The organism is Streptomyces sp. A5-4, from assembly GCF_051131715.1.
In the GTDB taxonomy this organism is placed as follows: Bacteria; Actinomycetota; Actinomycetes; order Streptomycetales; family Streptomycetaceae; genus Streptomyces.
In genome coordinates this window covers 6,359,177-6,372,996 of the sequence record NZ_CP178591.1, presented here as the reverse complement: position 1 = coordinate 6,372,996, position 13,820 = coordinate 6,359,177, and the positions used below count along the sequence as shown (strand labels likewise).

General features: G+C 69.5%; 13 protein-coding genes. 2 read left to right on the top strand and 11 right to left on the bottom strand.

Translation table 11 applies throughout. The features are described 5' to 3' along the window. Positions 1 to 47 precede the first annotated feature (47 nt). Positions 48 to 1,034: an LLM class flavin-dependent oxidoreductase gene (locus tag ACLLJJ_RS29940; protein WP_434597107.1), complete on the top strand. Its 987-nt coding sequence runs from the start codon at positions 48 to 50 to the stop codon at positions 1,032 to 1,034. A gap of 51 nt (positions 1,035 to 1,085) precedes the next feature. Here the strand turns inward: ACLLJJ_RS29940 and ACLLJJ_RS29935 are convergent, their stop codons facing one another. The 4 genes from ACLLJJ_RS29935 to ACLLJJ_RS29920 form a co-directional block, all read right to left on the bottom strand. Then, complete coding sequence (locus ACLLJJ_RS29935; protein ID WP_434597104.1) at positions 1,086 to 2,504, bottom strand: sugar porter family MFS transporter; 1,419 nt, start codon at positions 2,502 to 2,504, stop codon at positions 1,086 to 1,088. 195 nt (positions 2,505 to 2,699) lie between these two features. After that, positions 2,700 to 6,323: a chromosome segregation protein SMC gene (smc, locus tag ACLLJJ_RS29930; protein WP_434597102.1), complete on the bottom strand. Its 3,624-nt coding sequence runs from the start codon at positions 6,321 to 6,323 to the stop codon at positions 2,700 to 2,702. 213 nt (positions 6,324 to 6,536) lie between these two features. Continuing rightward, complete coding sequence (locus ACLLJJ_RS29925; RefSeq protein WP_283515778.1) at positions 6,537 to 6,752, bottom strand: hypothetical protein; 216 nt, start codon at positions 6,750 to 6,752, stop codon at positions 6,537 to 6,539. Between the two features lie 371 nt (positions 6,753 to 7,123). Further along, the gene (locus ACLLJJ_RS29920) at positions 7,124 to 7,405 is read right to left on the bottom strand and encodes an acylphosphatase (protein WP_434597100.1); all 282 of its coding nucleotides are present in this window, start codon (positions 7,403 to 7,405) and stop codon (positions 7,124 to 7,126) included. A 147-nt stretch (positions 7,406 to 7,552) separates the two neighbouring features. Here ACLLJJ_RS29920 and ACLLJJ_RS29915 point away from each other — a divergent pair, with 147 nt between their 5' ends. Then, on the top strand, positions 7,553 to 8,488 hold the full coding sequence (locus tag ACLLJJ_RS29915) for a CAP domain-containing protein (protein WP_434597098.1): 936 nt from the start codon (positions 7,553 to 7,555) through the stop codon (positions 8,486 to 8,488). Positions 8,489 to 8,613: 125 nt separating this feature from the next. Here the strand turns inward: ACLLJJ_RS29915 and mutM are convergent, their stop codons facing one another. The 7 genes from mutM to rsmD all read right to left on the bottom strand — a co-directional run bounded on the left by mutM (position 8,614) and on the right by rsmD (position 13,726). Continuing rightward, the gene (gene mutM, locus ACLLJJ_RS29910) at positions 8,614 to 9,483 is read right to left on the bottom strand and encodes a bifunctional DNA-formamidopyrimidine glycosylase/DNA-(apurinic or apyrimidinic site) lyase (protein ID WP_434597096.1); all 870 of its coding nucleotides are present in this window, start codon (positions 9,481 to 9,483) and stop codon (positions 8,614 to 8,616) included. A gap of 110 nt (positions 9,484 to 9,593) precedes the next feature. Next, positions 9,594 to 10,436 carry a ribonuclease III gene (gene rnc / locus ACLLJJ_RS29905; protein WP_434597094.1) on the bottom strand — a complete coding sequence of 281 codons (843 nt, stop codon included), beginning with the start codon at positions 10,434 to 10,436 and terminating at the stop codon, positions 9,594 to 9,596. Between the two features lie 7 nt (positions 10,437 to 10,443). Beyond that, on the bottom strand, positions 10,444 to 10,617 hold the full coding sequence (rpmF, locus tag ACLLJJ_RS29900) for a 50S ribosomal protein L32 (protein WP_003965982.1): 174 nt from the start codon (positions 10,615 to 10,617) through the stop codon (positions 10,444 to 10,446). 2 nt (positions 10,618 to 10,619) lie between these two features. Then, positions 10,620 to 11,264: a YceD family protein gene (locus ACLLJJ_RS29895; protein ID WP_434600561.1), complete on the bottom strand. Its 645-nt coding sequence runs from the start codon at positions 11,262 to 11,264 to the stop codon at positions 10,620 to 10,622. 133 nt (positions 11,265 to 11,397) lie between these two features. Then, positions 11,398 to 12,495 carry a cell division initiation protein gene (locus tag ACLLJJ_RS29890; protein ID WP_434597083.1) on the bottom strand — a complete coding sequence of 366 codons (1,098 nt, stop codon included), beginning with the start codon at positions 12,493 to 12,495 and terminating at the stop codon, positions 11,398 to 11,400. A gap of 140 nt (positions 12,496 to 12,635) precedes the next feature. After that, a complete protein-coding gene (coaD, locus tag ACLLJJ_RS29885) occupies positions 12,636 to 13,115 on the bottom strand; it encodes a pantetheine-phosphate adenylyltransferase (RefSeq protein ID WP_283515879.1) in 480 nt (159 codons plus the stop codon). 26 nt (positions 13,116 to 13,141) lie between these two features. Beyond that, complete coding sequence (rsmD, locus tag ACLLJJ_RS29880; RefSeq protein WP_434597082.1) at positions 13,142 to 13,726, bottom strand: 16S rRNA (guanine(966)-N(2))-methyltransferase RsmD; 585 nt, start codon at positions 13,724 to 13,726, stop codon at positions 13,142 to 13,144. Between the last annotated feature and the right edge of the window lie 94 nt (positions 13,727 to 13,820).

Sequence of the window (13,820 nt, the reverse complement as noted above, 5' to 3'; positions counted from 1 at the left end):
AACGTCCCCCTTCGCCACCCACCACCCGGCGAAGGGGGACGTTAGTCATGACCGTCACAGTGGTCAGGTTCAATCTCGTCGACCCCCGCGCGACGCCCGAGACTCTCTCCGCCCGATACCGCGCCGCGCTGGAGATGGCCGCGTACGCCGACGACCGCGGCATCGCGACGGTCCAGACCGAGGAGCACCACGGCGCGGCCAACGGCTGGCTCCCCTCCCCTTTCGTCTTCGCGGGCGCGGTCTTCGGCGCCACCCGCCGCATCGCGGTCACCGTCTCCGCGGTCATCGGCCCGCTGCATGACCCCTTGCGGCTGGCCGAGGACATCGCCGTACTCGACCTGCTCAGCGGCGGCAGGCTGGTCACGGTCGCGGGGATCGGCTACCGGCCCGAGGAGTACGAGGCCCACGGCGTCCCGTGGAACCGGCGCGGCAGGCTCCAGGACGAGCTTCTGGAGACGCTGCTGAAGGCGTGGACCGGCGAGCCCTTCACGTACCGCGACCGCACGGTCCGTGTCACCCCGCGTCCGTACACCCAGCCGCATCCGATGCTGCTGGTCGGCGGCAGCTCCGAGGCCGCGGCCCGGCGGGCCGCCCGGCTGGGGCTGCCGCTCTTCCCGAGCGCTCATCTGCCGGAGCTTGAGGCGTACTACCAGGCACGGCGGGTGGAGTACGGGACCGAGGGCTTCTGCATGATGCCCGCGGCCGAGACCGCGCTGCTGCACATCGCGCGGGACCCGGACCGCACCTGGGCCCAGTACGGCGAGCACTTCCTGCACGAGGCGAGGACGTACGCCTCGTGGCAGTCGAAGGGCATCCGTTCCGCGGTGCGGTCCACCGCCACCACCGTCGACGAGTTGCGCGACGAGGGCGTGTACCGGGTGCTCACCCCCGACGCGTGCGTGTCGCTGGCGGAGGCCGGCGGCGGCACGGCGAGCCTGGTCCTGCATCCGCTGTGCGGCGGCATGCCCGTCGACGAGGGCTGGCGCAGCCTGCATCTGCTCTGCGAAGACGTACTGCCCCGGCTCAAGAGCTGAGCCGGGGCAGTACGCGCGGAACGGGGTGCGACAGGGCGGGGCGCCGGGGCGTCAGCCCATTTCCTCCAGCGTCTTGCCCTTGGTCTCCTTCACGAATTTGAGCACGAAGGGGATCGAGAGCACCGCGAAGAACGTGTAGATGACGTACGTCCCGGAAAGGTTCCAGTCGGCCAGGCTCGGGAAGCTCGCCGTGATCGCCCAGTTGGCGATCCACTGCGCGGACGCGGCGACACCGAGCGCGGCGGCGCGCAGCCGGTTGGGGAACATCTCGCCGAGGAAGACCCAGACCACGACGCCCCACGAGAGGGCGAAGAAGAGCACGAAGGTGTGGGCCGCGATCAGCGCGACGATGCCCTGGGTGTGCGGCAGCTTGCCGTCGACCAGGTCGGCGGAGAAGGCCCAGGCCTCGAAGGCGAGGGCGATCGCCATACCGGTCGAACCGATGAGCGCGAGTGGCCTGCGGCCGATCCGGTCGACGAACAGCATCGCGATCACGGTGCCGATGATGTTGATGATCGACGTGGTGAACGAGTAGAAGAACGATTCGCTCGGGTCGATGCCCACCGACTGCCAGAGCGTGGCGGAGTAGTAGAAGGCGACGTTGATGCCGACGAGCTGCTGGAAGACCGACAGGCCGATACCCACCCAGACGATCGGCAGGAATCCGAAGCGGCTGCCGAGCAGGTCCTTGAAGGTCGACTTGTGCTCGCTGTGCATGGCGTGCTCGATCTCGGTGACGCGGGCGTCGAGGTCGACGTCCTTGCCCTCGACATCGGCCAGGATCGCCCTGGCCCGACCGGTCTTGCCCACGGAGATCAGGAAGCGCGGGGACTCGGGGATCGCGAAGGAGAGCATGCCGTAGATGATGGCCGGGACCACCATCACGCCCAGCATGACCTGCCAGGCCTCGATGCCGAGCACCTTGCCGCGCTGGTCACCGTCGGCCCAGTTGAGGATGGCCCAGTTGACGAGCTGCGAGACGGCGATGCCGAGGACGATCGCGCCCTGCTGGAAGGAGCCGAGCCGGCCGCGGTACGCCGGCGGGGCGACCTCCGCGATGTAGGCGGGTCCGATGACCGAGGCCATGCCGATGGCGATGCCGCCGAGCACCCGCCAGATGGCGAGGTCCCAGAGGGCGAACGGCAGCGCGGAGCCCACCGCGCTGATCGTGAACAGCGCGGCGGCGATCCGCATGACATAGATGCGGCCGATACGGTCGGCGATCCGGCCCGCGGTGGCCGCGCCGATGGCGCAGCCGATCAGGGCGATGGCGATGACCTGGGCGAGGGTGGCGGATCCGACGTCGTACTTGCCGCGGATGCCTTCCACCGCGCCGTTGATCACCGAGCTGTCGTAGCCGAACAGGAACCCGCCCATCGCGGCTGCCGCCGTGATGAAGATGATGTGCCCGAGGTGCTCCGGATGGGCGCCACGGGCTCCGGACGCCGGTGGTTGCGCTGTGCTGGTCACATGAACTCCTGGGGCCTGGCCGCGTTGCCTGACGTGGGGGCAAGCAGTTCAAGTGGCGCACAACATGAGGCCGCCCACCACTTGAAGGTAAAAACGACGTTGCAGAGACTATGCCTTCAAGTTTCGAACGGGAAGGGGGGTCTTTCCGAGAGTCACGCCACATCGAGCCGACTTGTGTTCAAGTTATGGAGAGTCTTAGCGGAGGCGCTGGCTGATGACCTTGGAGACGCCGTCCCCCTGCATGGAGACCCCGTACAGCGCGTCGGCCACCTCCATCGTCCGCTTCTGGTGAGTGATCACGATCAGCTGGGAACTCTCCTGAAGCTCCTCCATGATCCGGATCAGCCGCTGCAGATTGGTGTCGTCGAGCGCGGCCTCGACCTCGTCCATGACGTAGAACGGACTCGGCCTGGCCTTGAAGATCGCCACCAGCATCCCAATGGCCGTCAGGGAACGCTCCCCTCCCGAGAGCAGCGACAGGCGCTTGACCTTCTTGCCGGGCGGCCGTGCCTCGACGTCCACGCCCGTGGTGAGCATGTTGCCGGGATCCGTCAGGATCAACCGCCCCTCGCCGCCCGGGAAGAGCCGCGAGAACACCCCTTCGAACTCCCGTGCCGTGTCCCGGAACGCCTCGCTGAACACCTGCTCGACCCGCTCGTCGACCTCCTTGATCACCTGCATCAGGTCGGTCCGTGTCTTCTTCAGGTCTTCAAGCTGCTCGGAGAGGAATTTGTGCCGCTCCTCCAGCGCCGCGAACTCCTCAAGAGCCAGCGGGTTCACCTTCCCGAGCTGCTGGTACGCCCGTTCGGCCGCCCTGAGCCGATTCTCCTGCCCGGCCCGGTCGAAGGGCCTCGGCAGGTTGCGCGGGTCCTGCGGATCCTCGGGCAGCTCCTCGCCCTCGGCGGGGGGCGAAGGCGGTACGGCCTGATCGGGCCCGTACTCCGCCACCAGTCCTGCGGGCTCCACACCCAGTTCCTCCAGGGCCTTGGACTCCAGCTGCTCGATGCGCAGCCTCTTCTCCGCCCCCAGTACCTCGCCGCGGTGAACCGAATCAGTCAACTTGTCGAGCTCGCCCTTGAGGTCCCTGCCCCGGCCGCGCTCCGCCACCAGATCGCGCTCGCGCTCCGCCTTGGCGCCCTCGGCCGCGGTGCGCTCCTCGTCGGCCCGTACGAGCGACACCTCGACATGCGCGAGGAGCTGCCGGGCGCCGGCCGCGACGGCCGCCGCCACTCGCGCCTCGTGCCGCAGTCTGGCGCGCCGCTGCTCGGCACGCGCCCGCGCCTCACGCTCCGCGCGCGCCCCCCGGTCCAGCGAGTCGGCCCGTCCCGCGAGGGCCTTGACCCGCTCCTCGTGCGTACGGACCTGGAGCCTGGCCTCCATCTCGGTCTGCCGTGCGTTGGCGCCGTCGGCGGCCAGCCGGTCCCGTACGGAGGTGTCCGGCTCCTCCTCGGTCCCCTCCGCGGTCTCCTCGGCGACCGCCAGGCGCTCCGCCAGCTCCTCGGCCTCCTCAACCGCCCGCTCCAGCGCGTCCTGGGCCTTCGTGGCCGCGGCGGCCGACCGCTCCGCCTCCCCCTCGGCGCCGCGGGCCTGCCCCGCCAGACCGCCCAGCCGCTGGGCGACCGCCGATTTCTCCCGGTCGGCGGCCCTGCGCCGCTCCCCCAGCTCCTCCACGAGCGCGACGCACCCGGTACGCCCCTCCGCGGCCCGCTGCTGCGCTCCGGCCAGCTCCTCGCACCGCACCGCCAGCTCCGCCAGCTCGGCGGCGGCCTCGTCGACCGACGCCTGCACCTCGATGAGGCTGGGCGCGCCCGCCGACCCACCGTGCGCGAAGTGCGCGCCCAGGACATCACCCTCGGCGGTCACCGCGGTCAGCTCGGGGCGGGTCGCGATCAGGTCCTCGGCGTCCTCCAGCGTTCCGACGACCACCATGTCCCGCAGCAGCCGCCGTACGCCGCGCATCAGCCCCTCGGGGCCCCGCACCAGGTCGGCCGCCCTCGGCGGCCCGCTGTCGGAGGCACCCTCATGGCCACCGCCGAGGCCACCCGGGTCGTCGGACCCGGCCGGATCGGGGAAACCGCTCGGCTCTCCCCCGTACGCCCGCACCCCTCCCGGCAGCAGCGCCGCGCGTCCCGCGTCCTGCTTGCGCAGCAGGCGGATGGCTTCGGCCGCCGTCGCCGGGTCGGTCACCGCGATCGCGTCGGCCGCCGCGCCGAGCGCCGCGGCCACGGGGACCTCGAAGCCCGGGGCGACCGTGAGTAGTTCGGCGGCCGGGCCAACCACGCCCGCCAGCCGGTCGCGGGCCCCGAGCAGCGCCCCCGTGCCGTCCTTGCGGCGCAGCCCGAGGGCGAGCGCGTCGTGCCGGGCGGACGTGGCGGCCCGCTGGCGCTCGGCGGAGGTCGCGGCCTCTCTGGCCGCGGTGAGCGCGGCCTCCGCGTCAGCGAGGCCCTGCTTCGCACTGTCGTGCCGGGCCGCCAACTCGGCGTCGCCCGCGTCCAGCCCGTCAACCTCGGCCTTGAGCTGCTCGTACTCGCGCCGCGCCGCGCCCGCCCGGTCCTGGGCCGCGTCCCGCGCCGCGGCCAGCCGGTCAATCTCCGCCTGGGCCGAACCTGCCCTGCCACGGGCCGCGTTGACCTGCCCGCCCAGCCGGGCGAGCCCCTCGCGCCGGTCGGCGATGGCGCGGGCCGCGTCCTTGATCCTGCGCTCCTCGGACGCCAACTCCCGCTCCAGCTCGGCGCGGTGCTCGACAGTGTCCTCCAACGCGCGCTGCGCCGACTCCAGCGCGGCCTCCAGTTCCGCCTCCTGCTCGCGGACCCTGGCCGCCTCGCGCTCCATGTCCTCGGGGTCGCGTCCGCGCCGCTCCTCCTCGGGCGGCGCGCTCGCGCTCTTCACCCTGGCGTCGGCGAGCGAGATCGTGCCGCGTACCCGCTCGGCCAGCTGCGACAGCTCGTACCAGGTCTGCTGCGCACGCTGCAGCCGCGGCGCGAGACGGCGTACCTCGTCCTCCAGCTCAGCCTCGCGCGCCTGCGCGGCCTTCAGCTGCGCCTCGGCCGCGTCCTTGCGTCCCTTGAGCTCGGCCTCGTCGGCGATCTCGGTGCTGAGTGCGGAACGCATCTCGACCAGATCGTCGGCGAGCAGCCGCAATCGGGAGTCGCGCAGGTCGGCCTGGATGACGGCGGCCCGTCGCGCCACCGCGGCCTGCCGGCCCAACGGCTTGAGCTGACGGCGCAGTTCGTCGGTCAGGTCCTGCACCCGGGAGAGATTGACCTGCATCGCGTCCAGCTTCCGCAGCGCCTTCTCTTTGCGCTTGCGGTGCTTGAGTACGCCCGCGGCCTCCTCGATGAAAGCCCGACGCCCCATCGGATCGGCGTGCAGTACGGAGTCGAGCTGTCCCTGACCGACGATGACATGCATCTCGCGCCCGATACCGGAGTCGGAGAGCAGCTCCTGGATATCGAGCAGCCGGCACGTATCGCCATTGATCTGATATTCGCTGCCGCCGTTGCGGAACATGATCCGCGTAATGGTGACTTCGGCGTAGTCGATGGGCAGCGCGCCGTCACTGTTGTCGATGGTGAGGGAGACCTCCGCGCGGCCGAGCGCCGGGCGCCCGGTGGTACCGGCGAAGATGACGTCCTCCATCTTGCCGCCGCGCAGTGACTTGGCCCCCTGTTCGCCCATGACCCAGGACAGCGCGTCCACCACATTGGACTTGCCGGAGCCATTGGGGCCGACGACACAGGTGATACCGGGCTCGAACCGCAGGGTTGTGGCCGATGCGAAGGATTTGAAACCGCGGAGGGTCATGGCCTTGAGATGCACGCCGCCGGACTCTACCTCTCACTGTCGGTTTCGCCCATTAAGGTGCAGGGCACATCAGACGGTAAGGGAAGGGTGTCACGGACGGGGTGAAAAGAAAGAAGGGACGCCGAAGCGTCCCTTTGTAATGCCTTGCTGATGGATCTTGAGTAGATCTCGATACGTAGATCTCAAGCGGCCGAACGAACAGCCTGACGGGCCCTTTACTGGCCTGGATCAGGTGAGCGCAGGCTCCGCCTGGGGTACGTCGATGTCGATGCCGTCGAGCATCGAATCTCCACGGTGCTGAGCGGCGGCGCTGAGCGTGTCGTTCTCGTCCTGAATCCGATTGAGCTCGGACTCAAGATCTTGAACGCGCTGCTGAAGCCGTCGCATCTCGGCGAGGAGTCGCGGGTCGGAACCGCCGACGTAACCGAGAAGCGCCTTTGCCATGATGGATGGTCCTCCACATTGAGTGACCGACCGAAGCGTTGGTGGGTCGTGAGGGAATCGCACCCGCGGTGCTTGTCATCTCTGTCGTTCTCAATGCCAAACAGCTAAGGTGCGCGGGGATTCCAGAGTCTCACCAAAAAGTTTGACGGTCAACACGATCACGCGCCGTATCCACGGGCGGCCCGGGGGCGTGCTGCCGCGCGATGCGCGGCGCCACCTCTGCTGCGGGGCCCTGGGGGCGGGTTGATCATCCGTTCTCGGGCAGCTTTCCACGACCGGGCATTATTGGCAACCACCAGGTCGTTTCTGTCTCCGGCGGCTGCCGCGGACACCCCCGGCGCGCCCTCGGGAAGGCCGCCGAGGAGGGTCGGTCAGCGGATCGCGAAGCCGGTGTATCCGCCGCGCGGTGTGCTCCAGATCTCGGTCACTCCGTCCACCCGGCCGGGAGTGTCGTCCGAGCCGAGCCACTGGAGCAGGCGGTGGCAATTGTCACGCGGGCCCTCGGCGACGACCTGCACCCGCCCGTCGTCAAGATTGAGGGCGAAGCCGGCCAGGCCGCCGATCTCCAAAGCATTTGCCCTGGTGAACCAGCGGAAACCCACTCCCTGTACACGGCCGCGTACCCAGGCGGTGAGCCGGACATCTTCGTTCATGCCTGCACGCTAACCGGCCAATAACCCACGAGGCACTTCGCCCCCACCCGTCATGGCGTACAGTCCCGATCCAATGAGCGTCATCCTTTCGGATGATTCATGTTTAAGACTTCGATCATTACGTCGAGCACGAGGAAGGCACGCCAGATGGGACGCCATCGACGCTCCGCCGCCGGCCCCGCCGAGGCGGACCACGCGGACGGCCGGACAGGCAGCCACCGGAGCGGCGCACGCCGCAAGAGGCGGGCGGCGCCCGTACGGACCGGGCTCCTCGGCGTCTCCGCGGCCGTGGCCATGGGCGCCGTCGCGGTGGCCTCCGGGCTGCTGCCCGGCGGTGACAACTTCTCCCTCGGCGGCGACAACGGCCCCGGCGAGCGGGTCCGCGCCAACGGCCCGGCCGACCTGGACGCGCAGGGCAGCAGCAGCGCGGAGCCCACCGGCCGGGCATCGGTGCCCGCCGACCGCTCCGAGCGCGCGCACGCCCCGTCGAAATCCCCGTCGCCCAAGCCCCCCAAGCCTTCCGCCACCCCTTCCGAGCGGAAGACGGTCGCGGACAGCGAGACGGAGAAGCCCGCCGAGCAGAAGGACAAGGCGGGCAAGAGCGACAAGAGCAGCGAGCCGGCCCGCAGTGCGCCCGCCCCGTCCCGCACGCCCCCGGCGACGGAGAGCGGCGACGAGGCCGGGAAGGCTGTCGGCTCCGGGGCGGCGACGACCGCGGAGGCCGCCGTGCTGACCCTGGTGAACCAGGAGCGCGCGAAGGTCGGCTGCACCCCGGTACGGCCCAACCAGCTGCTGGCCAAGTTGGCCGGGGACTTCAGCCAGGACATGGCCGCCCGCGGCTTCTTCGACCACACCGACCCGGACGGGGCGACCCCCTGGGACCGCGCCGACAAAGCGGGTATCGACGATCTGGGTGGCGAGAACATCGCCCGCGGTCAGGCCGACGCCCGGTCGGTGATGGATGCCTGGATGAAGAGCGAAGGCCACCGCGCGAACATATTGAACTGCGACTACAAGACCCTGGGCGTCGGCGTTCATATCGCCGACGGCGGCCCCTGGTGGACCCAGGACTTCGGCTTCTGATCCTCTGCCGACCGCCTTCCGATCGCCCCGCGCGTCAGCGGGAATGCCCCCGTCGACCGCGACGGGGGCATTTGCTTTTGTGTACTGGTCACTGAATGCAGGACGCACTCACCTGTCGGACGCGCTCAGATCCTGACGGCGCTCGCGCGCGGCGGACGCTGACAGCGCGGGCAGAAGTAGCTGGAGCGGTTCATCCAGGGGCGTCGGCGCATCGCCGTACCGCAGCGGCGGCAGGGCTCGTCCTCGCGCCCGTACGCGTCCAGCGACCGGTCGAAGTAGCCGGACTCGCCGTTCACATTGACGTAGAGACTGTCGAAGCTGGTGCCACCGACCGCGAGGGCCGCGTTCATCACGTCCCGCGCATGCCCGAGGAGCTCGGTCGACAGGGGGCGGGTGAGGGTCGCGGTGGGGCGCTCGTAGTGCAGCCGCGCGCGCCACAGCGCCTCGTCCGCGTAGATGTTGCCGACGCCGCTGATCAGCGACTGGTCGAGGAGGGCGCGCTTGACGGTCGTACGGCGCAGGCGCATCGCCGTATGGAACGCCGCGTCGTCGAAGGCCGGGTCCAGTGGGTCGCGTGCGATGTGCGCGATGACGTCGGGCAGGCCGTCGGGGGTGTTGTCGTGCAGCGAGAGCCCGCCGAAGGTGCGCTGGTCGACGAAGCGCAGCTCGGTGTCCAAGGCGTCGTCGAAGCGGACTCGGATCCGCAGGTGCTTCTCGTCCGTCGCGTCCCGCGGCTGCACGAGCAGCTGGCCGCTCATCCCGAGGTGGCCGAGAATCGACGAGTCGGTGTCCTCCAACGGCAGCCAGAGGTACTTGCCGCGTCGGCGCGCGGCACCGACGCGGTGCCCCTCGAGGCGGATGGCGAAGTCCTCGCCGCCCGCGAGGTGACGGCGTACGGAACGCGGGTGCAGAACCTGCACCTCGGCGACGGTCCGGCCGGTGACCCAGCGTTCCAGCCCGCGGCGTACGACTTCGACCTCGGGAAGCTCGGGCACGGGTCTCCTCCGGGAGGGCTGCCGACTGGGCTGAACGGCCTGGGGGTGAGTGCCCAGGTGCCCCCGACCGGAATTCCGGTCGGGGGCACCTGGGTCAAAGGCCTCGGAACTCAGGCAGTGGCCGGGGCCGACGGCTCTGTGTCGTCGATCGTCGTCGCCACGGGAGCGGCCTTGGCCGCCTCCGCGCGCTCGTCCGCGTCCGCGCTGATCGCGCGCCACGCGGACTCCGCCGCCTGCTGTTCCGCTTCCTTCTTGCTGCGGCCGGTGCCGGTGCCGTACGAGACACCACCGACGCGGGCAGCAGCGGTGAAGGTTTTTTCGTGGTCCGGTCCGGTCTCCGTGACCAGGTACTCGGGAACACCGAGCCCTTCGGTCGCAGTCAATTCCTGGAGACTCGTCTTCCAGTCCAGGCCGGCGCCCAGGCTCGAAGACTTCTCGATCAGTGGATCGAAGAGCCGGTGCACCAGTTCCGATGCGGTGCCCAGACCTTGATCGAGATAGACCGCGCCGATCACCGCTTCAAGGGTGTCGGCCAGGATGGATGCCTTGTCCCTGCCACCCGTGCCCTCTTCGCCCCGGCCGAGCCGGATGAAGGAGCCGAGTTCCAGGCCGCGGCCCACCTCAGCAAGCGCACGAGAATTGACCACAGCGGCCCGCAGTTTGGCCAGTTGGCCTTCCGGCAGGTCGGGATGGGTCCGGTACAGCGTGTCCGTGACCACCAGACCGAGCACGGAGTCCCCGAGGAACTCCAGTCGCTCATTGGTGGGCAGACCGCCATTCTCGTACGCGTACGAACGGTGGGTCAGCGCACGCACCAGAAGGGCGGACTCGAGCTGATAGCCGAGCCGCCCTTCCAGAAGCGTGTGGGACGAGGCTGTGTTCTCCGCCGGCTTCTTGGCGGTTTCCGCCTTGGCGTCATCCGCCGTTTTGTGGCTAGACACAGTGCCTCTCACCAGCCGCTCAGACCTCGAGGACCTGGCGCTTGTTATAAGTGCCGCAGCTCGGGCACGCAATGTGCTGGAGCTTCGGCTCCTGGCAACGCTCACACGAAACCAGGGTGGGGACCGCAGCCTTCCACTGCGACCGGCGGTGGCGCGTGTTGCTGCGCGACATCTTCCGCTTCGGAACAGCCACGGCTACTTCTCCTGCTTCTCGTCGACGCCCGACTCGGCGGCGCCGCCAGTGTTGTCCTTCTCGCCGTCCTGGATGGTCCCAGCGAGTCCTTGCAGTGCCGCCCAACGGATGTCGACGGCCTCATGGTTGTGATCGGGGTTCTCGTCCAGCCTGATTCCGCACTGGGAACACAGGCCGGCGCATTCCTCCCGGCACACCGGCTGCATCGGCAGTGCGAGCACTACCGCATCACGCAGCACGGACTCGAGGTCGAACAAGCCGTCCTCGAGGTGAAGCGTGTCCTCGTCGTCCTCGGCGTCGTCGGCCGGTTCCGCTTTTTTCGAGCGGCCACGGTCGTCGGCGTCAGGGTACGAGAACATCTCCTGGTAATCCGCTGCAACCCTGAGCTCCAGCGGCTCCAGACACCTTACGCACTCCCCCACGGCCGTTGCACGGGAGGTGCCTGTGACAAGCACCCCGTCCATGACGGATTCGAGGCGGAGCTTGAGATTGATCTGTGCGCCCTCGGGCACACCGATCACCCCTTCGATACCGAAGTCCTTGGGGGCTGCTACCGCGCGGGTCAGCCGCTGCAGCGCACCGGGACGCCGGCCCAGCTCGTGTGTGTCGAACACGAGAGGGTTGCGGTGGTCAAGGCGGGCGTTCAGAGCTGTCCTGCTTTCGGATCGCGGTGGTGGGCTGCCATGCCGCGGAACACGATTCGGGCAGCCGGGATCGCGGACGTACTCGCGACCGAACAACCAGGATACTGGACGCTTCCGCCAGGACCCAATCCGGTCCCTAACGCCCCTGCTCGTACTCGCGGAGCTGATCGAGGTTGATCATGCTCGTGTCGAACAGGCTGGTCTCGTCGAGCGCGCTCTGGGGCTGCTGAGGCTGGGGCTGCTGGTGGTCTGCGGCCTGCGGCTGCTCGTAGCCCTGCTGTCCGTACCCCTGCTGGTCGTACCCCTGGTCGTAGCCCTGCTGCTGGTACGCGTAGGGATCCTGCTGCTGGTACGCGTACGGGTCCTGCGGCTGCTGCTGGTACCCGTACGGGTCCGGCTGCTGCTGGGGCTGCGGGTACCCGTACGCGTCGTACGGCTGCTGCGCGGGGATCTGGGGCTGCTCGGGCACCGGCGCGGGAGCCTGCGCCCGCTGCGGGACCGCCTGCGCGGCCTGCGGCTCGGCGAGGTCGGCCAGGAAGTCCGAGTCGCTGCTGTGCTGCGCCCCCGCGCCGTCCTGGGCCGCCATGTGCAGACCGAGCTCGTCCGACGCCACCTGCCCGTGCAGCTTCCGCCGGCCGCGGCCGACCGCCTCGAGCGTCTTGGACAGGACGGCCTGGAAAGCGCCGATCTTGGTGTCGACGTACTCGTCCGCGCGCTGCCGCAGGGTCTCCGGATCGTGGCTGCGCTCCGGCGCCTCCTCGTCGGCGTACCCCTGCTCGTCGAGCCCGGGGCCCCGGCCGAGCAGCTTCTCCCGGCCGCGGTCGACGGAACCGAGGGTCTTGGTGAGGACGACCTCGAAGTTCGCGAGCTTGGAGTCGACGTACTCGTCGGCCTCCACACGGATCTCGTCGGCCTCGCGGCGGGCATCGGTGAGGATCCGGTCCGCCTCGTCCTGCGAGCGCCGGGCGACCTCGGTGTCGGAGATCAGGGAGCCGCGCTGGGCGTGCGCGGACTCGATGATCCGCTCGGCCTCCTCGCGGGCCTGCTCGGCGAGCTGCTCCCGGCCGCCGATCAGTTCCTGGGCCTGCGCGAGCGACCCCGGCAGGGCCTCGCGCACCTCTTCGAGCATCGAGAGCAGGTCGGCGCGGTTGACCACGCACGAGGCCGACATGGGCATGGACCGGGCGCTGCCGATCGCCTCGACAATCTCATCGAGCTTCTTCTGCACATCCACCGCGAGCTCGCCACCTGTTCTTTCGGCCGGGGGGCCGGGGGTCTTCTCGCAGCGGCGCCCAGCGCCTGCCTGGAGACGGACGGGACGACTGTACGGCCAGTCGGCTTCCGACCGACACCGGGTGACGGGCCGTCAGCCGGTCACTTCTGGCCGAGGCGTTCGGTGAGGGCCTCGTGGACCACCTCGGGAAGCAGGTGGGAGACGTCGCCGCCCCAGGCCGCGACCTCCTTGACCAGTGAGGAGGAGAGGAAGCTGTAGGTGGGGTTGGTCGGGACGAACAGCGTTTCGACGCCCGAGAGCCCGTTGTTCATCTGGGCCATCTGCAGCTCGTAGTCGAAGTCGCTGACCGCGCGCAGGCCCTTGACGATGGCCGGGATGTCGCGCTGCTTGCAGAAGTCGACGAGCAGTCCGTGGTGGGACTCCACCTCGACATTGCCGTAGTCGACGGTGACCTGCCGGATCAGATCGATCCGCTCCTCGACGGTGAACAGGCTCTTCTTGCCCTGATTGATCATCACCGCGACGTGTACGACGTCGTACAACTTGGAGGCGCGGCCAATGATGTCGAGATGTCCATTGGTGATCGGGTCGAATGACCCGGGACAGACGGCGCGGCGCATCTGTACTCCCTCGCTCTCCGGTCCGGTCATCGTGCGTCTTCGCACGCAGCGGCGGCGCGACCGTACCAAAACGTCGCCTCGCCGTAACGACGGGCCCGCAGGGCCTCAAAACCCTTGGGCCACTTGAACTCTCCGCCTCTGGTGCTGCGCTCCACGGTGACGAGGGCATCGTCGGTGAGCCACCCCTGGGTGCGGAGTGTGAGCAGGATCTCGCGAAGATCGTCGTCGGTGACGGCGAACGGCGGGTCCAGGAACACCACGTCGTACGGGATCTCGGGCGCCGCACCTGTGACGATCTGCTCCGCTTTGCCCGCCCGCACCTCGGCGCCGGGCAGGCCCAGCGCCCGGACGTTCTCCCGGACGGTCCGGACGGATGTGCTGTCCGCCTCGACCAGCAGGGCGTGCACGGCGCCTCGGGAGAGCGCCTCCAGACCGATGGCGCCCGAACCCGCGTACAGGTCGGCGATCCTGGTGCCGTCCAGTGAGCCGAGGAGCGACTCCCAGGTGGAGAACATGCCCTCGCGCGCACGGTCGGATGTGGGGCGGGTGCCGTTGCCCGGCGGAACGGCCAGGCGGCGTCCACCGGCCGTGCCGGCGATCACGCGGGTCATGAGTGTCGGGCCTCGGATCGGGTGTTGTGGGTGGAGGGGCTGACGTCCTCCCACGATATGGCGTCGATCCGGATCGGTCCCGGCCGGGACCGGT